This window comes from Streptomyces sp. NPDC049954 (genome assembly GCF_040656295.1).
Classification (GTDB): domain Bacteria; phylum Actinomycetota; class Actinomycetes; order Streptomycetales; family Streptomycetaceae; genus Streptomyces.
Window position 1 is genome coordinate 175,983 of sequence record NZ_JBFALS010000003.1, and the last position, 21,666, is coordinate 197,648.

The window sequence follows — 21,666 nt, forward strand, 5'->3', positions numbered from 1 at the left end:
CCACGGAGGGGAGCCCCCTTGCCGAACAGGCGCGTGATCAGCGACCACAGTCAGGAACCGCGTCTCCGGTTCGCGGAAGAACTGAGGCGACTGCGTATCGGCAAGGGCGTAAGCCTGCGCCAGCTCGGCGAGCGCCTGGGCTGGGACTGGTCCCTGTTCGGGAAGATGGAGAGGGGAAAGACGCTGGGCGGGCCCGAAGTGGTCCTGGCTCTGGAGCAGTTCTACCGAACCCGGGGCCTGCTGCTCGCCCTCTGGGAAGTGGCGGCCGGCGACAAGCCGCGATTCCAGGAGCGGTACCGGCGCTACATGTCCTTGGAGTCCGAGGCGGTGAGCCTGTGGCACTTCGGTGTCAGCGTGTTACCGGGGCTGCTTCAGACGCCGGGATACGCGGAGGAGCTTCTGGCTGCGGGCGGCTTTCGGGGGGAGGAGTTGCGGCAACAGGTGGAGGCGCGAGTGGGGCGCCAGGAACTGCTCACCGGCGACTACACAACGCCGTTCCGGACCATCCTGTCCGAGGCCGTCCTCCGTACGGCACTGCGCGATCCGGATTCCTGGCGCGAGCAGTTGGAGTACGTCATGGAAGTGGTGGAGCGCCCGGATGTCACGTTGCACGTGCTGCCGTTCAGTGCGGGAATGTATGGCCTGGTCAGCACGGACGTGTGGTTTCTGAGGCTGCCCGACGGGCGTACCGTCGCGTACACGGAGAACGCCGATCGAGGCCACCTGATCGAGGAGAGTGACGCCGTCGAACATCTGCAACGTTCCTATGACGCGGTCCGCGACCTGGCGCTTCCCCCGGCCGAGTCGCGGGAACTCATTGAGCGCGTCCTGGAGGAAGCACCGGTCTGCGCACGGACCTGACGAGCATTGTCCGTCCCGGGGCGGTCACAGCGACTCCGACGGTGGCGACGGGCGCGTCGAGACCGGCGACAACATCTCTGCCCCCCGGTCTGCCGATTGGCCCTCTTTCGTGAACGCGGTGAAGGCTGGGAAGCTGTCTGCCCAGGCATACTCGCGAGGAGGCACCGTGACTTCCACTGATCTGCCCGGAGTGAGCTGGCGCAAGAGCAGTCACAGCAACTCCGACGGCGGCGAGTGCGTCGAGGTCTGCGACGACTTCCCTTCCGTGGTCCCGGTACGTGACGGCAAGTGCCCGGAAGGGCCCGCCCTGGTGCTCGGGAATGTCCGGTGGTCCACTTTCGTGAACGCGGTGAAGGCCGGGACGGTGTCCGACCAGGCTGTGTCGCTGGTGCTCTGACCGTGAGGGTTCACCAGGCTGTGGCAGGTGGGCGGCGTTCGCGGAAATCCGTTTCGAGTGTTGCTGCGCTGCCTCTACTGTGGCGCGGTGACGACTGACGTGATCGTTCTCAACGGTGGTTCCAGCTCGGGGAAGTCGGGGATCGCCCGGTGTCTGCAGGCGGTCCTGCCGGAGCCGTGGCTGGCCCTCGGGACCGACACACTGGTCGACGCGATGCCCGCGTCCATGCAGGCGTCGGATGCGGGGATCGAGTTCGCTCCGGACGGACAGGTGATTGTCGGCCCAGAGTTCCGGACGCTGGAAGCGGCATGGATCGAGGGGGTTGCCGCGATGGCCCGTGAGGGCGCCCGGGTGATCATCGATGAGGTCTTCCTCGGTGGAGCGGACTCGCAGAAGCGATGGCAGAGGGCTATGGGCGAACTGCGGGTGCTGTGGGTCGGCGTCCGGTGTGACAGTGCGGTTGCCGCAGGCCGTGAGGTCGCACGAGGTGATCGGGTCGTCGGAATGGCGGCGTCCCAGGCGGATGTGGTCCACCGGGGCGTGGTCTATGACCTGGAGGTGGACACCACGCGTGCCGAGTCGATGGAGTGCGCACGGACCATCGCCGCACATGTCAGCTGATCGGCGGCCCGACTGTCTGCCGCTAGGACTGCAGTGCGGGGACGGACAGGCCGCTGCGGCCAGGGGCCCGTCCTCCCCACGTTGTCCACCGGACGTTGCCTGCCGGGCATTCCTCACGGGCCGGGTAGGTCAGTGAGCCGCCGTTGACCCGAATCGCTTCGCGCGCCGGTGGTGAGATCGGAGGGGATCGGGTGTTATGCCCTGAATCTGTAACGTGGTCAGCAGGGCGCAACGAGCGGGACGGCCGGCCCGTCTCGGTGATCGGCAAGGCACGCCGGGTGCCTTCGGCAGGGCCGGGTCTCGCCGTGTGGGGAGATCCGGGAAAGGGGAGTCCATGACCAGGACGAAGGCGCACGGCGACGACGACACCGCCGGGAACCTGCACCAACTGTGCCTGGAGGAAAACGGCTTCGGTCAGGGCCGGCACCAGGAGACGTGCAGTACCCCGGCCAAGGGCGATGCGCGGGTCACCGCGCAGGGCACGTCCGCGCGGCGCGGCAACCTGAGGTTCCGCGCGGTGCTGTACGGCCTGACCAGCAAGCACGACCAGAAGCCCGTCCGTCTGGCCGCCTCCGAGGTGGTGACGGTGCGCGTGCGCTGAACAGCGGTGGCAGTGCGGTGGCGGACGTTTGTCGCGCGCTGCCGTCCGGTCGGCAGGCGGACAGGGCTCACCCCAGGACGCGCGAACCGAAGTGCGAGGTACGAGATGGCGCAGGACGCGGATGACGCGGTCGACTGCGGGATGACCGTGGGCCTTTACGGCCGGTTGCGGCCGTACCCCTGGACCGGCGGCGAGGGCGGCGCCGACGACGGCGGCGAGGAACTGCGGGAGCGGCTGGTGAACCTCGCGCTGTCGCGGGCCGAGGCCTATGACTGGTACGCCCCCGCAGGGCTGCGGATGCGTGGCGGCAGGAGCGCCCATCCGGTGCCGGACCGCTGGTTCCTGTGCGATCAGGGCGGCGCCGACTGGACGGTGGGCGAGGACGAGACGGGCCCGGCGCGGGAACTCCTGTGGATGAGGGCCGACCTGCCGCGACGGATCGCGTCCGCCCGGCTTCCGCTGCTGCCGATGACCCGCACCGCCTCGGACGCCCTGCACCGCGCCGGGGACTTCCGGCTCGCCGCCCTGCGCGCCCACCTGCCGCTCCACGTCACGGCGGGCGAGGCGGACGGCGACTGGGAGGACATGCGCGACTGGTTCTCCCTGGCCGCCCCGGCGCCCACCGTGACCGTGCGGTGCGCCGTCGCCGTATCCGGTGAGGAGACGACACCGCCCGCCTGGCGATCCGGCGGGACGGCCGCAGAGGTCGGGGCCGTGTGGCAGACACTCCTGGGCGAGGCCGTCACCGTCGCGCCCGGCGCCCCGCCCGCCACCTCCGCGGCCGGTGGCGGCGTGCGCTACCGGCCGTACCTGGAACCGGCCCGGCCCGTGGCCGCGTACCGCTGCCGGGTCCGCGAGTGGACCGCCGACGCGGCCGTATGGCTCCTGGAGACGGCCGGCGAGGCCCTGCGCAGAACGGGGCACCGCGTCCCCGTCGAGCTGACCGCCGCCCTCGCGTAGGGAGACAGAGGGAGACGAGGTACCTCGCGCGTGTTCGTACCTCGCGCGTGTTCGTGACACGGGCACGCGGCGGCCGGGGCACGTCCCGGGGACGTGCCCCCTGACGGGGGGCGGCCCCGTCAGCCCAGCAGGTCGGCGACCTGAGCGGCCAGCGGCTCCAGTGGCACCTCGCGCGCGGCCCCCGGCGTACGCGCTGACGCCTCGTCCAGGGCGAGGGCCAGGGCCCCCACGACGGGCGGGGTGTCGGGCACGACGATGCGCGGATCGGAGTGCGCCGCGTGCAGGGCCTCCCAGATTCCGGTGCGGAGCCGGGCGCACCGTGCCCGCAGCAGGCCGCCGCCCAGGACCAGCGGTACGGAGTCCAGATCGCAGCCGAGCCGCTCGGTCGTGGCCGTGACGAAGGCGACGACCTCGGCGGCCATCCGGTCCACCAGCGTGCGGGCCACGGCGTCGCCCTCGTCGGCCGCGGCCAGGACCAGTGGCGCGAGCTGCACCAGCCGGGTGTGCGACACCTCGCCCCGGTGCACCGCCTCGGCGAGCTCCAGGGGCCGGGTCAGGCCGAAGTGGGCGGGCAGGGAACGTGCCAAAGAGGTCGGGGCGCCGCGACCGTCCTCGGCGCGGCAGGCCGTTCCCAACGCCTCCTCGCCGAGGTCGATGCCGCCGCCCCAGTCGCCGGTGAGCCGCCCCAGCGAGTGGAAACGGGCGGTGCGCTCCCCGTACCGGCCGCAGCAGTTGATGCCCGCACCGGCGACGACGGCGATCCCGTCGCCACGGCCTCCGGTGCGCAGCAGGGCGAAGGTGTCGTTGCAGACGGTGAGATGACGGGCCAGCCCGTGGGCGTCCGCCTCCTCGGCGAGCGCCGCCTCCTCCTCGGGGAAGTCGACGCCCGCCACGGCGAGGACCGCCCCCTCGTACCCGGAGTCCCGGCCGGTGATCTCCTTGGCCAGGGAACGCAGTTGGTCGTGGGCGGCCCTCACCCCGAGGGTCTGGGGGGAGCCGCCGGGCCCGGTGGCGAGGCCCAGGACCCGGCCCGTGGTGTCCGCGACGGCGAGGTGCGTCTTGGAGTTGCCGACGTCGGCGGCGAGCAGCAGTGCGGACATCTCAGCCCTGCCCCCTGCCGAACTGCGGCAGGTACGGCGCGCTGGTCTCCAGCAGGCGCGGCACCAGTTGCGAGACCAGGGGGTACTGGCCGATGAGGGGATGGGCCAGCAGCGCGTTGCGCAGGGTCCGCTCCTCGCCGGTGACGGCGGCCCGGGCGATCAGCCGCTCGTACGCGGTGACGTGCTGGACGGGGCCGAGCAGTTCCTCGGGGACGTGTGGCTGGGGCAGCGGGGTGGCGCCGGAGGCGTCGATGCGGCAGGGGACCTCGATGATGTCCTCGTCCGCGAGACCGGGGACGGTGCCGTTGTTGCGGACGTTGACCACGTGGGTCTCGCCCGCGTCGGAGACGAGTGAGGCCAGCAGGGCCGCCGCCGCCTCGCTGTAGTAGGCGCCGCCGCGCTTTTCGAGCAGCGCGGGGCGCTCGGCCAGGGCGGGATCGGCGTACATGTCCAGGAGGGTGCGTTCGACCTCGGCGACCACTTCTGCGCGGGGCCGCGTGGTGCGCAGCCCGGCCACCGTCTCGTCGTGGAAGTAGTAGTACCGCAGGTAGTACGAGGGGATGGCCCCGAGATCGGCGACCAGGTCCGCGGGGAACTCGTAGCGGTCGACGATGTCGGGCATCCGCTCGGCGAGCATCCGGGGCAGGACGTCGCGACCGTCGAGCAGTACCCGGCGTACCCAGGAGAAGTGGTTGAGGCCGACCGGGTCCACGGCGACCCGCTCCGGGGCGGCCCCGAGCAGCCCGGCGGCCCAGCGCTGCACGCCGATCGCGAAGTTGCACAGGCCGATGGCCCGGTGCCCGGCGTCGAGCAGGGCGCGCGTGACGATGCCGACCGGGTTGGTGAAGTCGATGATCCAGGCGCCCGGGGCCGCCCTGCGGCGCACCTCTTCGGCGATGTCCAGCACCACGGGCACGGTGCGCAGCGCCTTGGCGGCCCCGCCGGCGCCCGTCGTCTCCTGGCCTATGCACCCGCATTCGAGCGGGAAGGTCTCGTCCTTCAGCCGGGCGGCCTGCCCGCCGATGCGGAGCTGGATGAGGACGGCGTCCGCTCCGTCGATGGCGTCGGAACGGTCCGTGGTCAGGCGCAGTTTCGTCGGCAGGCCCTGCGCGGCGAGCATCCGCCCGGCCAGTCCGCCGACGACGTCGAGGCGGGGCCCGTCCGGGTCCATGAGGACCAGTTCGTCGATGGGCATGCGGAGACGGTGCCGGGCGAGGCCCGAGACCAGCTCCGGTGTGTACGTCGATCCTGCTCCGATGACAGCTACCTTCATGGTCAGCCCTTCACTCCGGTCAGTGCGATGCCGCGGACGAACGCCCGCTGGGCGAAGAAGAAGACGGCGACCACCGGCAGCACGAAGAGCAGGGTGGCGGCCATGGCGAGGTTCCACTGCACCTGGTGGACGGTGCGGAACTGGGACAGGGCGATGGACAGGGTCCACCAGTCGGGCCGGTCGCCGACGTACAGCATCGGGTTGAAGAAGTCGTTCCAGCAGTAGAAGAACGAGAACAACCCGCAGGCGGCGATGGCGGGGCGGACCATGGGGAGGAAGGCGGTCCACAGGACCCGCAGTTCCCCGGCCCCGTCGACGCGTGCCGCGTCGAGGTAGTCCTGCGGCACGGTGACGAAGAACTGGCGCAGCAGGAAGATGCTGAAGGCGTCGCCGAAGAGTGCCGGGACGATGAGCGGCAGCGGGGTGCCCGTCCAGTGCAGGTGCGCGTACAGGACGTACAGCGGGATCACGGTCACCTGGGGCGGCAGCATCATCGCCGCGACGAAGGCGATGAACAGAGTGGTGCGTCCCCGGAAGCGGAAGCGCGCGAGGGCGTAGGCGACCGGGACGCTGGAGACGATCGCGCAGATCGTGAACCCGCCCGCCACGAGCAGGGTGTTGAGGAAGTAGCGCACGAGCGGCAGCGTGTGGAAGACGTCCGCGAAGTTGGACCAGTGGAAGGGGTGCGGCCACAGGTTCTGGGTGAGTGCCTGCCGGTCGGTCATCAGCGCGGTGAGGCCGACGAAGACCAGCGGCCCGAGGAAGACGAGCAGCAGGGCGATCAGGATGCTGTGCCGGGCGACCGCCTCCAGGAACCGGCCGCCGCGTGGCCGCCGTCCCGGCCGGTGCCCGGCCCGCTCCGGCCGTGCGGGGGGCGCGGACTTCGCCCGGCGGTTGTCGAGGACCGTCATGTCAGCCCTCCGTCTCGGCGTGCACCAGGGTGCGGGTCGAGCGCAGGATCACCAGTGTGACGGCGAGGGTGCCGAGGAAGAGCACCACCGAGAGTGCCGAGGCGTAGCCCATGTTGAAGTACCGGAACCCCTGTTGGTAGAGCCAGATCGTGTAGGTGAGCGTGGAGTTCTGCGGGTAGCCGAGACTGCTCGCGGTCAGCCCCGACCCGTTGTCGACCACGGTCGAGGCGACGTAGGGCTGGCTGAAGAGCTGGAGGCTCTGGATCGCGCCGGTGACGACCGCGAAGAGCAGGACGGGGGAGATGCTCGGCAGCGTGACGGACCGGAACTGCCGCCAGGCGCCGGCGCCGTCCAGCCGGGCCGCCTCGTACAGGCTGACGGGCACGTCCAGGATGCCCGCCAGCATGACGATCATGGTGTTGCCGACGCCCCACAGGGAGAGCAGGACGAGGGACGGCTTGGACCAGTGCGGGTCGTTGAACCACAGGGGCTGCGGAAGGTGCAGCCACCCCAGGACCGCGTTCATGGGGCCGCTGCCCGGGCTCAGCACGAACGCGAAGGCCAGCGTGGCGGCGACCGGCGGCAGCAGCGTCGGCAGGTAGAAGAGGGTCCGGTAGACGCCGGCCCCGCGCTTGACCCGGGAGATCAGCAGGGCGACCCCGAGGGCGAACAGCAGCTGGATGGGGACGCTGACGACCGTGTACCACAGGGTGTTGAGGACCGCCGTGCCGATCTGGTCGTCCTTGTCGACCATGTACCGGTAGTTCGCGAGGCCGATGAACCGGGGCGGGTTGATGAGGTCGAAGTGGCAGAGCGAGTAGTAGACGTTGGCGACGAGCGGATAGACGAAGAAGACGGCGAGACCGACGAGGCCGGGGCTGAGGAAGGCCAGGACGGTGAGGCGTCGCCGACGCCGGGCACGGCCCAGGGTCGGGACGCTGCGGTCCGCCCGTCGCGGAACGTACGGCGCAGTGGTCACGGGGCGGTCCCCTCCTTGGCCTGGTGGATCTGTCCGTCCACCTGACGTGCCGCGCCGCGCAGTCCCGCGGCCAGGTCGGGGACGGCCCCGGACTGCCATTTCTGGATGAACCCGGTGACCGCCTCCTTCGGGGCCGTGGCGGCGGGCGTGCCCGGGACCGACACGGAGCGCGGGTTCGCGGCGATGTCCAGGAAGGTGTCGAAGGCGGGGTCGTCGTGGACCCTCGGGCTGGCCAGGGCGGCCTTGGTGGTCGGTACGTTGTGGAGTCCGCGCGCCATGGACACCTGCGCGGAGGTGTCCGTCGCGAGGTAGTGGGCGAGCAGCCAGGCGGCCTGCGGGTGGTGGGCCCCCTTGGGGATGCCGACCGTGGTGCCCGCGAGGTAGCCGGAACCGTAGTGCGCGGGCTCGGTGTTCGGCAGGGGCGCCGTCCCGTAGTCCAGGCCGGAGTGTTCGGCGGCGATGAACGAGGAGCGCCACTCACCGTCCACCGAGATGGCCAGCCTGCCCGTGTCGAAGGCGTTCTGGCTGGAGAACTCCTTGCCGACGCCGGTGACGAACCGCTGAAGGTCGCGGTAGCCGTAGAAGTCGATCAGCTTCCTCTGCCAGTGCAGCATCTGCCGCCAGTGCGGGTCGTGGGCCAGCGCCGAAGTGCCGTCGGGGGCGTACCAGTCGAGGTTCCAGCCGGCGGTCACCGTCTGGGCGTTGTTCTCGTAGAAGTCGAGGAAGGGCACGAACCCGGCGACCTTGATGGACCCGTCCGGGTTGCGCACGGTCAGCCGCTCGGCCATCCGCGTCAGCTCCTCCCAGGTCCGGGGCGGGTGGGTGAACCCGGCCTTGGCGAGCAGCGCCTTGTTGTAGTACAGGCCGTAGGTGTCCGCGAGCATCGGCATGGCGCAGCGTTTGCCGCCGCCCGTGGTGTATCCGGCGGTCGCGGCGGGGAACTGCCCGGTGTCGACGTGGTCGCGCCGGAGGTACGGACCGAGGTCCTGCCAGGCGCCGCTGGAGCAGTAGCTGGGCACCGCCTCGGTGACCTGGCCCAGTTCGATGTCGGGCGGGTCGGCCGCGCGCACCGCCTGGATCATGGTGTCGTCGTTCTGGCCGCCCACGTGCTTGACGGTGATCCACGGGTACTTCCGGTGGAAGCCCGCCACGGCCCGGTCGACGACGCCCTTCTCACGGCCGGTGAAGAAGCTCCACAGCTCGATGGTCACCGGGGTGCGGTCGGCGGTCCCGCCCTTCTGGGACACCTCCGCGAGCCCGCCGCAGCCGGTCAGCGTGAGGGCGAGGGCGGTGACGAGGATCAGGAGGCGGCGCATGCGGACTCCGGAGCCAGGTCGCCGGCCGCGGCGCGGTCGAGGTGGAAGGCGTGGCGAGGATGGGTGTGGACGAAGCCGGCGGGCCAGTCCGGAGTGAAGGTGCGCGGACCGGAGAGGGTACGGCGCACGGCCTCGCGCTTGCCCTCGCCGTGTGCGACGACGGCGAGTTCACCGGCACGGAGGATGGTCCCGAGGCCGACGCTGACACCGTGCGCCGGAACCTCGTCGAGGGCCCGGAAACCGGGGAAGGTGGCGAGGTTGTCGCGCCGGGTGGTCTCGGCGAGGGCCACGACCCGGGTACGGCTGTCGAGCGCGGTGCCCGGGGGGTTGAAGGCGACATGCCCGTCACCTGCGCCCAGGGCCACGAGGAAGAACGCCACCCCGGCCCCCTCGGCGAGCCGCTCCTCGTAGCCCTGCGGATCGGCCGGATCGGCCGCCCACACGGCGTCGGCGGGAAGCCTCCGCCCCGGGGGAAGGGCCGCGTTGAGCCGGTCGGCTATCTCCCGGCGGGCGAAGCCCAGACAGCTGTAGTGCGCCTCGGACGACACGGCCCGCCATCCCGCGCCGTCGTCCAGGACGTACTCGTCCATCATCGCGAAGGCGGCGTGGGAGAGGTCGAGCCGGCCCTCCCGCGCCCGCTCGGCCAGCGCGTCGAGCACCGGCAGCGGGGTGCGCCCGGCCGGCCAGCCCAGGACGCAGCGCTCACCCCGTCCGGCGGCCGCCGCGAGGTGGTGGGAGACCCGGTCCGCCACGGCGGTGCCCACCTCGGTGGTGCCCGGATGAATCCAGATGTCCGCCGGCACTTGTCGACCTCCTGAGCGTGACCGGGACGGGGCGGCGCCCCGGGTCTCCCGAAAGAAAAACGTGGCGCTACGTTAAGCGACTGGTCCGAATTGGTCTACGGTTGGTCCACTGGGTGTACCAACTCCTCTTATTGGTCTAGTAGGCAGGCAGACGTGACGGAATCCGCTTCCTCTCCTCCCTCGCTCGGAGCGACCGCCCGGGCCGCCTGCGGGACGCTGCGCTCACGCATCGGGGCCGGGCACTTCTCCGCCGCCGGCCGGCTTCCCGCCGAACGCGTCCTCGCCGCCGAACTGGGCATCAGCCGGGGCACCTTGCGCCAAGCGCTGGCGCAGCTCGCCCAGGACGGGCTGATCCTCCCGGCCCCGCAGTCCGGCTGGCACGTCGTGTCGGCCCCGCTGGGGGAACCGCCCCACACGCTGATCAGCTTCACGGAGATGGCCCGGCGCCGCGGCCTTGAGGCGCGGACCCGGGTGCTCGGCCGGCAGGCGCGGCCGGCGACCCTGGACGAGGCCGAACAGCTGAAGGTACCGCCCGCCTCGGCGGTCCTCGACCTGGAGCGGGTCCGCTCGCTCGGACAGACGCCGGTCTGCCTGGAACGGCAGGTCATCTCCCTGTCCAGGATCCCGGGCCTGGCCGACCGCGAGCTGCGGGACCGCTCGCTCTACGCCGAACTGGCCGCTCTCGGCGTCCGGCCCTACCGCAGCGACTTCAGCGTGCAGGCGGGCGGGGCCGACGCGCGGACGGCGGGGTATCTGGAAGTGGCGGAGGGCTGCCCCGTGCTGATCGGCACCGAGTCCTGCGCGGACGCGTCCGGCCGTCCCCTGATCCTCGGCAGGTCCACGTACCGCGGGGACTCCTACCGGTTCCAGGCGACCTTGTTCCGGCGCGGCTGACACGAGCGGGTGGGTGGCGGTGCGTGTTCGACGGCCGTGGGCGGTCGTCACGGGAACCGGTCCCGTGACGACCGCCCGGCTCGGCGGACGGCGGTCAGCGGCGCCCGGTACGTGAACCGGACGCCGCCGCCGCTCGTCCTCAGGCCGGTGAGGTGACCGGCCGGCCGAGGTGCCGGGCGAGGAACCGGGTCGCGCTGTCGGCCTCGAACCTGGGCAGTTCCCTGTGCTTGCCCGAGTTCACGTGCAACGACTTCTCCTTGGAGGCGAAGGCGTCGAACAGGGCGAGGACGGCCTCGCGCGGGATGTGCTCGTCGTCCCACTGCAGGGCGAGCTCGACCGGGACGGTGATCCGCTTCGCCGCCCCGGTCAGCGCGTCGGGCCACATCATGCCGAAGACTGCGGCCGTGATCCTGGGCTCGTCCGCCACCAGGGGCACGCCGAGCGCGGTGCCCAGGCCGATGCCGACGTAGCCCACCGGCCCCTCGGCGCCGATCTCCGGGAGTTCCTGGAGGGCGTCCAGGGTCGCCCGCCACTCGGGCACGGCGAGTTCCGCGAGGCGGGCGTTGTAGCGGACGACGACCGGGCCTCGCGGCTCGCCCGCCGCCTGCGCCTCGCGCAGTTCGGTGATCTCCCGCTCGTCCTGCGCCGTACGTGGCCGGTCGCCGTGACCGGGCGCGTCGATGACGGCGACGTGGAAGCCGCAGCCGGTCACGAGGAGACGGGCGCGGCCCGTCATCGCCCGGTGCTTCTTGTGGGTGCCGCCGCCGTGGCCCATCAGGACCAGGGGCGCGGGACCGGCCGGGCCGGACACCGGTGACCAGAGGACGCCGGGGACGCCGCCCACGGTGAAGTCGCGCTCGACCATGCCGTCGGAGGAGGACTCGGCGGTGAACTGCACACGATGCATGAGGTGTTGCCTTTCGGGAGTGCCCTGGTGTCGAGGCGCTCCCGGCGACACCTACGTCAGTCGCCGGCCGTGACGGGAAAGGGGGAGCACCCACGTCGATACAGCGTTCATGGGTCTCACCTCCTCGGGCGAAGTCACGGTCGACCGCAAACTACCAGCCGGTTCCTGGTGCCTCCAGTCCCTTTCTCCCGGGGCTCCTGCGCGCTGTTAGCCTGCGCGCATGTCAGATCTGGGAGCCGTCGCCTGGCCGCCTGCGCCGATCAGGACCGGGAGGCTCGTCCTGCGTGAGTCCGAGGCCCGGGACCGTACGGCCTTCGTCGAGTTGCTGGCGTCTCCGGAGGTGCACACCTACCTCGGCGGCCCCCGCTCGCGTGACGCGCTTGAGCACGAGCTGCCCGGGACGCCCGAGCGGTGGCCCGGGAGTCTCGTCGTGGATCTCGACGGGGCGATGATCGGCCACATCCTGCTGCGGCGCGCACCGGAGCACAGTCGCCCGGCTGCCGCCGGGAAGGCCGATCTCGGCTACCTGTTCCTGCCGCGCGTGTGGGGACTCGGATACGCCGCCGAGGCGTGCGCGGCGGCCCTCGACTGGTTCGACGGCGTCCTTCCCGGCGAGCCCGTGGTGCTCACCACCCAGACCGCCAACCTCGGCTCGATGCGCCTCGCGGCGAAGCTGGGGTTCACCGAGGTGGAGCGGTTCCACGCCTGGGACGCCGAGCAGTGGCTCGGCCTGCGGCCTCCGGTGACGCCGTCCGCCTGAGGTACTTCGGCCCACCGGACCGGCGACCGGGGCGGTACGGGCCCGCTTCTGGCGTCGCCGGGGCGCCGGTTGCGCGACGGCTCCACGGATCGTCGGCGGGCCACAGATGAGGCCCGCCGACGTGGCTGTCGTACGCGGCCGGCGAAGGCGACGGCACGCTGGTCTACGAGCGTGCCGCGCCCGGCGTCTGACCCGCCTTGTCGACGACGGCGTGCTCGATCTCCGCGCTGCTGGACAGGAGGGTCCCGGACTTTCCGTACGGGGTGTCCCGCGTCAGGTAGTTGCGGGAGCCGAGGAAGGAGTAGTCGTCCTTGTCGAAGACCCACTCGGTGCGGTTGCCGTACTGGGTGTCCTCGCGGGCGATGCCGAGGCCGCTGCGGCCGATCGCGTCCTTGGCCTCCGGTACTTCCCTGACGCCGGGGATCTTCGCCGCCGCGCGGTAGAGGGCCGCGGCCGTCTTCGGCGGGACGAGTCCGCCGAGCCAGGAACCGACCTGTTCGAAGACGATCTGGTCGGTCTCCTGGCCGGGCTCCTTCCTGACGTGGGCGTACAGGTAGGCCAGGAGCCGGTCCGGGTCGGTGGGCAGTGTCGCGAGCCAGTTGTAGGTGGGGCGGTACGGCCCGGCGGGAGTGCCGTCGTCGTCGCCGAGTTCGGCGTTGACGGGAAGGCAGCCGTCACCCCGGCCCGACCAGGCCGTTTCCGCGCCCGTCCCGGCCTCCTCGGAAAAGGGAGGGCTCGACCCTGGTGCCTCTTGCTATGGTGCGCCGATGTCAGTGATCAGGCAGGTCCAAGTCACCTTCGACTGCGCGGAACCGGAGCGCGTCGCCCGCTTCTGGTGCGAGGTGCTGGGATACGTCGCCCCGCCTCCGCCGGAGGGGTTCGCGAGCTGGGACGCGTACAACCTCACCCTCCCGCCCGAGAAGCGGGACGCGGGATTCGTGGCCTCCGACCCCACCGGCGCGGGCCCGCGCCTGTACTTCCAGCGCGTACCCGAGGGCAAGGTCGTCAAGAACCGGGTGCACCTCGACGTACGCGTCGGGACCGGGCTCAAGGGCGAGGAGCGCCTGGCCGCGCTGGAGGCCGAATGCGCACGGCTGGTCTCGCTCGGCGCGGTACGCGGGCAACTCCTGCTCGCCGACGAGGAGAACGAGTCCTGCCAGGTGATGCAGGACATCGAGGGCAACGAGTTCTGCCTCGACTGAGCCTGCGCCCCGGTGTCCTCCGAACGCTCCGCCCCCGGGGGCCTTCTCTCAGGGCAGCCTGCGCCCCATCTTCCCGGCGCGCCGGTCACCGTCCTTGGTGAACCACCACTCGTCGAACGCGGAGTGCACCAGGTCCAGGAGGAGGGAGAGACGGTCCGGGGAGGGGCTGGGGGAGTCGAAGAGGTCGGCGAAGGCCTTGTCGTCCCAGTGCAGGGTGAACTCCCAGTTCTCGGCAGTGCCACGAGCGGGGACGACGGTCACCGTGTATCTCAGGGTGACGGTGCGGTCGGCGTGGTAGTCCGTTGCCAGGTCGTTGACCCGGTACCCGACCGACTGGTCCCCGCTCCCCGTGGTGAAGGACGCGGCGAGGGCCGCTTCAGCCGGTGATCGAGGGGCCATCGGGGAAGGCACCCTTCAGCACTTCGAGTCGACGCCGCCGCCCGTCCCGCCCGCCCCGCTCGCTGCGGTGGTCACCGGGTAGGCGGTCAGCAGGTCGTTGCGGGCGGCCGGCGTACCGAGGATGGTCCGGAACTTCTCGACCGAAGGGCACTGGGCGGTATACGTGGAGAAGCCGCCCCGCCCGTTCGCCCGGCCCGAGTAGATCGCCGCGCCGATCTTCTTGTCCATGGTGGCGTTCCACCCGTGCCGGAGCTTGATGTGTTTCCACCCCCACGTCTTCGTCCCGCACCGGAGGGTGTAGCGGGCCGGGCCACGGAAGTACTCGCGGACGGTGTACGTCTGCCCGTGGCTCCGGCAGATCGCGTCGATGCTGGGAGCGGACGCGGACGCCGACGCGGACACCTCGGGGGAGGCGGCCGCGACGGTGCCGGAACCCGCGAGGAGCACCCCGGTCAGCACGTGGACGAGGCGCTTGGCGCGGTGTCGTTCCGTCATCACGATCAACCCCTTGCTGGTCCTTGCGTGTGACACCCATCAAGGCGGCAGCGGTACCGAGGGCGCAAGGGTGACGAGGACTCTTCATCCGAAGGGGTGAGAGACGGCCCCTGCCGCCGGGCAGGGGCCGCGTCGCGTCCACTTCCCCACCGGCCGGCGGGAGTGCACCTCGGTCAGGAGCGCCAACTGGTCAGCAGCGCCAGCGGAGTTGCCGCCGCCCACGCCTGCGGGGAGCAGGAGTGCGGGTAGGGGACCGGGCGGGAGTGCTCCGCGCGGCCGTAGCCCGCGAGGACCTCCGGGAGGCGGCCCGCGTGGTGGGTCGCCGCCTCGGTGAGGCCCGTCGTCAGGGCGCGTACCTCCTCGGTCAGGCCGTAGCGGGCCAGGCCCAGGGCGATGACCGCGTTGTCGTGCGGCCAGGCGCTGCCCCGGTGGTACGACAGCGGGTGGTAGCAGGGCTGGCCCGAGGCCAGGGTGCGGATCGCCCAGCCGGAGAAGAAGTCCTCCTCCAGCAGGCGCCGGCCGACCCGGCGGGCGCGCGGCTCGTCCAGGACGCCCGACCACAGCAGGTGCCCCGCGTCCGAGGCGAGGGCGTCCACCTGGCGGCCCGCGCCGTCCAGCGCGAGGGCCGGGAAGTCCTCGTCGGCCATCCAGAAGTCCCGGCCCAGCCGCTCCCGCAGCGCCGCCGCCTCCCGGTCGAGCCGGTCCGCGTACGCCGGGTCCGACCAGGTGTCGCGCGCCAGGCGGGCCGTGCGGACCAGGGCGTCGTACGCGTAGCCCTGCGCCTCGGCCACCGCGATCGGGCCCTTGGCCTGCGTGCCGTCGCGGAAGCAGATCGCGCCCTCGGAGTCCTTCCAGTTCTGGTTCACCAGGCCCTTCGGGTCCGGGCGGTACACGAGATAGCCGCCCTCGCCGAGGCCGCCGTCCCGGAACATCCACTCCACGGCCGCGCGCGCCTGCGGCTCCAGCGCGGCCGCGAGCGAGGTGTCGCCCGTGGTGTCCGTGTACGTGCCGAGCAGGACGAGGAACAGCGGCGTCGCGTCGATCGAACCGTAGTAACGGCCGTACGGGACCTGCCGGAAGTACGCGAGTTCACCGTGCCGGATCTCGTGCACGACGCGTCCGGGCTGCTCCCCGCGCTCCGCGTCGTACACCGTGCCCTGCGTCGCGGCCAGCGCGCGCAGCGTCGCGGCGGCCGGGGCCGGGCGGTACGGCAGGGTGAACAGCGAGGTCAGCAGTGAGTCCCGGCCGAACAGCGTGAGGAACCACGGCACTCCGGCCGCCGGCACCCGCAGCTCCTCGCCGTCCGGTCCCGTGGCCGGCACCCGCAGGCCCGCGAGGTCGGTGAGCCCTTGGTGGCACGCGGCGGCCAGACCGGCCGGAGCGTCCCGTGGGATCGCGAGCGACGCCTGCTCGACGAAGGCCGTCGTGTCCGCGTGGGCGAGCGCCGCCGCCTCCGAGGGACCGGTGACGGGGGAGGGGGCGGGCGCGCCGTGCGGACGTGCCTCGGCGCGCAGCAGGACCTCCGCGCCGCCGTGCGCGGGGAGTTCCAGGTCCCAGACGAGCCGGTGCGCCGTGTCGCCCACCGGTTCGACGGCGGAAGGCGAGGGGGACGCCGTGACCACCGTCTCCGCGTGCCAGGTCCCGGCACGGTCGTAGGCGAAGCGGACGCCGGAGGCGGTGGGGGCCGCCGAACGGCGGGCGTCCTCCTTCGCGTACACCCGGTGGTCCGAGCGCAGTTCGAACTGGTCGGCGAAATCGGCGTCGGCGAGCAGTTCGAGGCGGGCGAGCCCCGGCTGCGGCAGGTTGCTCACCAGCCGCAGCCGCTCCACCAACACGCCCGAAGCGAGGACGAGTTCGCGGAACACGGTGTAGGCGGGCGGCTCGTCACGGGTTCCGGGCGGGGTCAGTACGCAGGTGGCCGCGCCCGCGTCCTCGCGCAGCGGGACGAGGACGAGCGGCGTGGCGCCGTCCACCGTCAGCTCCCAGCGGCTGAGGTGACGCGCGTCGCGGCGGAACAGGCCGTCCGGGGTGCTGCCCCGGCGGCCCGTCAGCCCGCCGTCCGGGCCGAGGACGGCGAAGGTACCGGCGTGGACCAGCGTGGTGTCGGCGGTGACGGTCACAGGTGCACCGAAGTCCTCTCCCGCACACCGGAGTCGGTCGGCGTGCTGTCTCGTTCCGCCGCCCGGGGCGCGGGCGTGGCGGCCGCCCGGCGGGCGGCGAGCAGGTCCAGGGCCAGGGCCGCCGTCCACCCGAAGTCCCGGGTGCCGCGCGCCTCGGCGGTGTACGGATCGACGTACTCGGCGAACCCGCACGCGCCCGCGACGTCCAGCATCGCGTCCCGCAGGCCGTCCGCCTCCTGGCGTGCGCCCTGGACGCGCAGTCCGCGTTCCAGCAGCCAGTTGATGTTGAACCAGGCCGGGCCGCGCCAGTACCGCGAGGCGTCGAAGGCGTGTCCGCGCAGGTCGTACGAGGCGGCCATGGGCAGTTCGCCGAGCCGGAAACCCTCGCCCTTCGCGGTGGACAGCAGCGACTCGACGACCGGGGCGGGCAGGCCCGGCACGATCAGGGGCACGAGACCGGCCGCGCTGCGCTCGGGGACGAGCCGGTCGTCCACCAGGTCGCGGTTGAGGAACATGCCGTGCTCCTCGGACCACAGTCGCCGCACCAGCGCCTGGGTCAGGCGCGCCGCCCGCTCCTCGTGCGGGGCCGGATCGCCGCCCGTCTGGGCCGTGATGCGGGCGAGCGCGTGCTCGGAGGCGATCAGGAGCGCGTTGACGCACGGGTCCTCGACCGCGAAGGCCGACGGCGCCGCCTCCCGGTGGCCCGCGTCGCGGTAACCGCGGTCGCGGTAGTCCGCCGCGAGGCGCACGTACCGCCCGTAGTCGAGGTCGGTGGGACGTTCCGCCGACTGGCCGTGATCGAGGTCCGCGCGCCGGTAGGAGCCCGGGGCGACCGGCTCCACACGGGCCAACGGGCCGTCCCAGGCAGGGCTGTTGTCCATCCCCGGCTCCCAGGGGTGGACCATCGCGGTCAGACCGCCGCCGCCGAGATCCCGGGGCCCGGTCAGGTAGTCGTGCCACGCGGCCAGCCGGGGCCGCAGCCGCTCCAGGAAGCCCCGCCTGCGCGAGGTCTCCGGGTCCGCCGTGTGCACGAGCCACGCGGCCAGCGCGTGCACCGGCGGCTGCACGATGCCGGAGGTCTCGATCGCCGCCGGGGCACCGGCCCCCGCCCCCGCGCGCGAGGAGCGCCAGAAGTCGGGGCTCGGGAAGTACGCGTCCAGCGGCACCGCCGGGTTGAACACGATGTGCGGGACGCGGCCGTCCGCCCACTGGGCGGCGAGCAGCGTCTCCAGCTCCCGCTGCGCCCGGCGGACCGACAGGTGCCGCAGGCCGATCGCGATGAACGCCGAGTCCCAGCTCCACTGGTGCGGGTACAGGCCGCGCGAGGGAATGGTCGAGCCGCCGCGCCAGTTGGCGAGCAGAACCCGTGCCGCACCGCGCCGCAGGGTCAGGTCCGCGGCGGCGGTGGGCACGGGAGATTCGAGTAGCGTGCTCACGCCCCGGACCTCCGCAGGAAACCGGGGATCGAGCGGACCGCGTCGACCGGGTCGCCGGTCAGCCGGCACTCGGCGGCGAGGTAGCCGTCGAAGCCGATGGTGTGCAGCGCGCCCAGCCAGGCCGGCCAGTCCAGGTGGCCGGCGCCCGGCTGGAACCGGTTGGAGTCGCTGACCTGCGCGTGGCCGATGAACGGCGCGAAGGCCAGGATCGAGGCCGCCGGATCGGCCTCCTCGATGTTCATGTGGTAGCTGTCGATGCCGATGCGCACCGAGTCGAGGCCCACCGCGCCGATGAGTTCCGCGGCCTGCTCCAGCCGGTTCACCATGTGGTCCTCGTACCGGTTCAGCGGCTCCAGGTAGAGGGTCACGCCCTCCTTGCGCGCGTGCTCGCCGAGTTCGGCGAGACCGCTCAGCAGCACCTCGCGGTCCTGCCCCTCGGAGCGCGGCGGCTCGAACGGGGGCAGCCGGCGCGAGAACATGCCGTACGAGGCCGGAGTCTGGACGCCCAGCGCGCCGATCTCGGCGGCGACGCTGAGCTGCGACTTCATCTGCTCCAGGGCGTCCCGGCGCAGCTCCTCGTCGAAGGCGGCGAAGAAGTGCAGCATCTCCACGCACACCGTCGGCATCACGACGCCGTCCGCGAGCGCCTGCTTCAGCTCGGGCAGCCGGCCCTGGAAGTGGAAGTCGCCCTTGGAGCGCAGTTCGACGGCGTCGAAACCGGCCTCCTGCGCGAAAGCCCATTTCTCCTGGAGCGTGTCACCGGGGAGCAGTTGTTCCTGGCAGGCGGTCTTCATCATGACGGGGGCCTTTCAGCGCCGGGCGGGCGGCGCGGCGGATACGCGGGGAGCGGTACGGAGGGGCGGGCGGTCGCCGGGGGTTCAGCGCGATCAGCGGCTCGGGGGCCGGGGCTCGCGGGTTCCGGAACCGGGCTTCAGAAGCTCAGGACCATCTGGAGCGCCTCGGCGGGGCGTTCGTCGAGCAGCGCGTACGCCCCGGCCGCCTCCGCTACCGGGACGACATGGCTGACCAGGGACTTCACGTCGACCCTGCCCTCGGCGACGAGCGACAGGAAGGTGCGCTGGAGCCGTTCCACCGTCCACCGGCCGGACAGCTGCGGCGGCACCCCGCCGATCTGCGAGCACACGAGCTGCACGCGGTTGTGGTGGAACTCGTCGCCCAGGCGCAGCCCGATGCCGTCGCCCTGGTAGAAGCCCGAGGCCACGACCCGGCCGCCGACGGTGACCGAGCGCAGCGCCTCGTGCAGCGCGGGGTAGACGCCGCTGATCTCGATGGCGACGTCCGCCCCCGCGCCGTCGGTGGCCTCGCGGACACGCTCGGCCACGTCGTCCGTACGGGCGTTGAGGGTGCGGGTCGCCCCGTAGGCGCGGGCGGTCTCCAGACGGCCGTCCAGGGCGTCGACCGCGGTGACGCGGGCCCCGTTGAGCTGCGCGAGCCGCGTGGTGAGCAGGCCGATGACGCCCTGACCGAAGACCGCGACCTCCTCGCCGACGTGGATGTCGGCGGACAGCACCGCGTTGTAGGCGATCGCGCCGACCCGCGCGAAGGCGCCCGCCAGCGGCTCAAGGCCGGAGGGCAGGGTGTGGCCGATCATGCGCTCGACCGGGACGACGCCCTCGCTGCGGTGGCCCCAGATCCCCCAGACCAGGTCGCCCTTGGCCGGTACGCCCGGCTGCCCGGCCAGCTCCGGCGAGACCTCCGTGACCTCGCCGACCTCCGAGTAGCCCCAGCCGGCCACCGGGTACTCCATCCCGGCCGCCCCGTCGCGGAACAGCCGCGCCTCGGCGTCCCAGGTGCGGGTCAGGTACGGGTTCGTGCCGCGGTACGCGGTGAGTTCGGTGCCCGCGGATATCCCGCTGTAGTGGGTGCGCACCCGCAGGTGACCGAGGGGCAGCGCGGCACTCTCGTGCTGGGCGACCTCGACCTGTCGGGGGCCGGTGAACTGGACGACGCTTTCCACGGAAAAGCACTCCGGACGTGAGAGACGGGCATACGGGGCGGGGGCGGGCGATCGGGACAGGTGATCGCGACCGTGACCCCTCGGCGGCGACGGTGATCGCCGACTTCCGTCGAAGATATCTCAGAGTTATGTCTTGTCAATAAGCAAAAGTGATGTTGAGATGCAGCAGGAACAAACGTAAGTAGCGTGAGGACACAGCATGGTGATGAAGGGCCGAGGGACGAGGACGACCCTGTTCGGGCTCGCCGCGACCCTCGCCGCCGGACTGCTCGCCGGATGCGGGAGCGACAGCGGCGAGCAGAAGGCGGACCACCGGATCACGGTCTGGACGCAGGAGAACCTGCCGCCGCGCATGGCGGCCACGAAGAAGGTCGTCAGCCGCTTCGAGAAGGAGTCCGGCGTCCACGTCGACCTCGTCGGGGTGGACGAGACCCAGCTCCCGCAGCTCATCATGTCGGCCGCCGCCGCCGGGAAACTCCCCGACGTCATCGGCGCCGTCCCGATGGGCCAGGTCTGGCAGATGTACGGCAACGGGCTGCTCAACACGAAGGTCGCCCAGCAGGTCGTCGCCGACCTCAATCCCAAGACCTTCAACGCCAACGCGCTGTCCCTGACCGCCGACGGCGCCAGCCGCCTGGCCGTGCCCTCGGACGCGTGGCTGCAGATACTCGTCTACCGCAAGGACCTCTTCAAGAAGGCCGGCCTGAAGCCGCCGACCAGCTACGCGAGCGCGCTCAAGGCCGCCGCGGCGCTCGACAAGGGCGACCGGGCCGGCATGTCGCTGGCCACCGACCCCTCCGACGTCTTCACCCAGCAGAGCTTCGAGGACCTCGCGCTCGCCAACGGCTGCCGGCTCGTCGACGACAAGGGCGAGGTCGCCCTCGACTCACCGGCCTGCCGCACCGCCTTCAAGGCGTACGACGACCTGGCCCGCAAGCACGGCGCCCCCGGCACGCAGAGCGTCGACACCACCCGGGCCACGTACTTCTCCGGGCGCTCCGGGATGATGGTGTGGTCCTCCTTCCTGCTGGACGAACTCGCCGGGCTGCGCTCCGACGCCCTGCCGAGCTGCCCGCAGTGCAAGAAGGACCCCGGCTTCCTGGCCCGCAACACCGGTATCGTCACCTCGCTCCAGGGCCCCGACGGCAAGGAGCCCGCGCAGTTCGGCGAGATCACCTCGTGGGCCGTGACCCGCACCGCCGAGACCGGCGCCTCCCGCGCGTTCATCGAGTACATGATGGGCAAGGGCTACGCCGACTGGTTCGGCATGGCCCCCGAGGGCAAGATCCCGGTCCGCAACGGCACCGCCGCCGACCCCGACGTCTTCCGGGACGCGTGGCGCGGCGCGGACATGGGCGTCGACAAGCGGCGCTCCCTCCAGCAGGCGTACCCCGCCGGTCTGGTCGACCAACTCCTCAAGGGCGTCGGTGACATGCAGCGCTGGGGCCTCACCGAGGGGCAGGGCGCCCTGGTCGGCGCGACCAACGGCGAACTGCCCGTCGCGAAGGCCATCGGCTCGATGACCAGCGGACAGGAGTCGCCGGACGAGGCGGCCAAGGAGGCCGCCGAGGAAGTCGCAGCCCTGAAGAAGTCCCTTCAGTAGCCCACCAGGAGCCCCCACCGGCCCCCCGCCCCGCCCCCGCGCCCCCGCAC

Annotated in this window: 22 protein-coding genes and 1 pseudogene; 9 read left to right on the forward strand and 14 right to left on the reverse strand. The window is 72.1% G+C overall.

Annotated elements, in window-relative coordinates:
• The first annotated feature begins 18 nt into the window (after positions 1-18).
• The 5 genes from AB0J21_RS07270 to AB0J21_RS07290 all read left to right on the forward strand — a co-directional run bounded on the left by AB0J21_RS07270 (position 19) and on the right by AB0J21_RS07290 (position 3,440).
• Positions 19-861, forward strand: a complete 843-nt coding sequence (locus AB0J21_RS07270) for a helix-turn-helix transcriptional regulator (RefSeq protein WP_363144855.1) — start codon at positions 19-21, stop codon at positions 859-861.
• Positions 862-1,027: 166 nt separating this feature from the next.
• Complete coding sequence (locus tag AB0J21_RS07275) at positions 1,028-1,258, forward strand: DUF397 domain-containing protein (RefSeq protein WP_363144856.1); 231 nt, start codon at positions 1,028-1,030, stop codon at positions 1,256-1,258.
• An 87-nt stretch (positions 1,259-1,345) separates the two neighbouring features.
• Positions 1,346-1,879: a chloramphenicol phosphotransferase CPT gene (gene cpt / locus AB0J21_RS07280; protein WP_363144857.1), complete on the forward strand. Its 534-nt coding sequence runs from the start codon at positions 1,346-1,348 to the stop codon at positions 1,877-1,879.
• A 334-nt stretch (positions 1,880-2,213) separates the two neighbouring features.
• The gene (locus AB0J21_RS07285) at positions 2,214-2,480 is read left to right on the forward strand and encodes a hypothetical protein (RefSeq protein WP_363144858.1); all 267 of its coding nucleotides are present in this window, start codon (positions 2,214-2,216) and stop codon (positions 2,478-2,480) included.
• Positions 2,481-2,585: 105 nt separating this feature from the next.
• Complete coding sequence (locus tag AB0J21_RS07290; RefSeq protein ID WP_363144859.1) at positions 2,586-3,440, forward strand: hypothetical protein; 855 nt, start codon at positions 2,586-2,588, stop codon at positions 3,438-3,440.
• Between the two features lie 119 nt (positions 3,441-3,559).
• Here the strand turns inward: AB0J21_RS07290 and AB0J21_RS07295 are convergent, their stop codons facing one another.
• From AB0J21_RS07295 to AB0J21_RS07320, 6 genes are read right to left on the reverse strand one after another with little or no spacing between them, the layout of a single operon-like run.
• Positions 3,560-4,540, reverse strand: a complete 981-nt coding sequence (locus tag AB0J21_RS07295) for a BadF/BadG/BcrA/BcrD ATPase family protein (protein WP_363144860.1) — start codon at positions 4,538-4,540, stop codon at positions 3,560-3,562.
• Position 4,541: 1 nt separating this feature from the next.
• Positions 4,542-5,813 carry a 6-phospho-beta-glucosidase gene (locus tag AB0J21_RS07300; RefSeq protein ID WP_363144861.1) on the reverse strand — a complete coding sequence of 424 codons (1,272 nt, stop codon included), beginning with the start codon at positions 5,811-5,813 and terminating at the stop codon, positions 4,542-4,544.
• Positions 5,814-5,815: 2 nt separating this feature from the next.
• On the reverse strand, positions 5,816-6,724 hold the full coding sequence (locus AB0J21_RS07305) for a carbohydrate ABC transporter permease (protein ID WP_363144862.1): 909 nt from the start codon (positions 6,722-6,724) through the stop codon (positions 5,816-5,818).
• 1 nt (position 6,725) lies between these two features.
• Entirely contained in the window at positions 6,726-7,703 is a 978-nt protein-coding gene (locus AB0J21_RS07310; RefSeq protein WP_363144863.1) for a sugar ABC transporter permease, read from the reverse strand.
• Positions 7,700-9,019 (reverse strand): extracellular solute-binding protein, encoded by a 1,320-nt coding sequence (locus AB0J21_RS07315; protein ID WP_363144864.1) that lies wholly within the window; start codon positions 9,017-9,019, stop codon positions 7,700-7,702. Before AB0J21_RS07315 ends, AB0J21_RS07310 begins: the two co-directional genes overlap by 4 nt.
• The gene (locus AB0J21_RS07320; protein WP_363144865.1) at positions 9,004-9,822 is read right to left on the reverse strand and encodes a 6-phosphogluconolactonase; all 819 of its coding nucleotides are present in this window, start codon (positions 9,820-9,822) and stop codon (positions 9,004-9,006) included. Before AB0J21_RS07320 ends, AB0J21_RS07315 begins: the two co-directional genes overlap by 16 nt.
• Before the next feature lie 153 nt (positions 9,823-9,975).
• Here AB0J21_RS07320 and AB0J21_RS07325 point away from each other — a divergent pair, with 153 nt between their 5' ends.
• Complete coding sequence (locus AB0J21_RS07325; protein WP_363144866.1) at positions 9,976-10,716, forward strand: GntR family transcriptional regulator; 741 nt, start codon at positions 9,976-9,978, stop codon at positions 10,714-10,716.
• A gap of 139 nt (positions 10,717-10,855) precedes the next feature.
• Here the strand turns inward: AB0J21_RS07325 and AB0J21_RS07330 are convergent, their stop codons facing one another.
• The gene (locus AB0J21_RS07330) at positions 10,856-11,623 is read right to left on the reverse strand and encodes an alpha/beta hydrolase (RefSeq protein WP_363144867.1); all 768 of its coding nucleotides are present in this window, start codon (positions 11,621-11,623) and stop codon (positions 10,856-10,858) included.
• Positions 11,624-11,843: 220 nt separating this feature from the next.
• Here AB0J21_RS07330 and AB0J21_RS07335 point away from each other — a divergent pair, with 220 nt between their 5' ends.
• A complete protein-coding gene (locus AB0J21_RS07335; protein WP_363144868.1) occupies positions 11,844-12,383 on the forward strand; it encodes a GNAT family N-acetyltransferase in 540 nt (179 codons plus the stop codon).
• Between the two features lie 163 nt (positions 12,384-12,546).
• On the opposite strand, the pseudogene AB0J21_RS07340 reads toward AB0J21_RS07335, so the two are convergent.
• Positions 12,547-12,999: pseudogene (locus AB0J21_RS07340) on the reverse strand (CU044_5270 family protein); the annotation flags it as partial.
• A 151-nt stretch (positions 13,000-13,150) separates the two neighbouring features.
• Here AB0J21_RS07340 and AB0J21_RS07345 point away from each other — a divergent pair.
• Positions 13,151-13,585: a VOC family protein gene (locus AB0J21_RS07345; protein WP_363144869.1), complete on the forward strand. Its 435-nt coding sequence runs from the start codon at positions 13,151-13,153 to the stop codon at positions 13,583-13,585.
• 48 nt (positions 13,586-13,633) lie between these two features.
• Here the strand turns inward: AB0J21_RS07345 and AB0J21_RS07350 are convergent, their stop codons facing one another.
• The 6 genes from AB0J21_RS07350 to AB0J21_RS07375 all read right to left on the reverse strand — a co-directional run bounded on the left by AB0J21_RS07350 (position 13,634) and on the right by AB0J21_RS07375 (position 20,013).
• Entirely contained in the window at positions 13,634-13,984 is a 351-nt protein-coding gene (locus AB0J21_RS07350) for a hypothetical protein (protein ID WP_363144870.1), read from the reverse strand.
• Positions 13,985-13,999: 15 nt separating this feature from the next.
• Positions 14,000-14,479 (reverse strand): hypothetical protein, encoded by a 480-nt coding sequence (locus tag AB0J21_RS07355; RefSeq protein ID WP_363144871.1) that lies wholly within the window; start codon positions 14,477-14,479, stop codon positions 14,000-14,002.
• Positions 14,480-14,652: 173 nt separating this feature from the next.
• The gene (locus AB0J21_RS07360) at positions 14,653-16,599 is read right to left on the reverse strand and encodes a glycogen debranching N-terminal domain-containing protein (RefSeq protein WP_363144872.1); all 1,947 of its coding nucleotides are present in this window, start codon (positions 16,597-16,599) and stop codon (positions 14,653-14,655) included.
• Positions 16,596-18,035: a trehalase family glycosidase gene (locus AB0J21_RS07365; protein ID WP_363144873.1), complete on the reverse strand. Its 1,440-nt coding sequence runs from the start codon at positions 18,033-18,035 to the stop codon at positions 16,596-16,598. The genes AB0J21_RS07360 and AB0J21_RS07365 overlap by 4 nt, the downstream gene beginning before the upstream one ends.
• Positions 18,032-18,832, reverse strand: a complete 801-nt coding sequence (locus AB0J21_RS07370) for a sugar phosphate isomerase/epimerase family protein (RefSeq protein WP_363144874.1) — start codon at positions 18,830-18,832, stop codon at positions 18,032-18,034. The genes AB0J21_RS07365 and AB0J21_RS07370 overlap by 4 nt, the downstream gene beginning before the upstream one ends.
• A 134-nt stretch (positions 18,833-18,966) precedes the next feature.
• A complete protein-coding gene (locus AB0J21_RS07375; protein ID WP_363144875.1) occupies positions 18,967-20,013 on the reverse strand; it encodes a zinc-binding alcohol dehydrogenase in 1,047 nt (348 codons plus the stop codon).
• Between the two features lie 199 nt (positions 20,014-20,212).
• On the opposite strand from AB0J21_RS07375, the gene AB0J21_RS07380 reads away from it, so the two are divergent.
• Positions 20,213-21,616: an extracellular solute-binding protein gene (locus AB0J21_RS07380; RefSeq protein ID WP_363144876.1), complete on the forward strand. Its 1,404-nt coding sequence runs from the start codon at positions 20,213-20,215 to the stop codon at positions 21,614-21,616.
• The last annotated feature ends 50 nt before the right edge of the window (positions 21,617-21,666 follow it).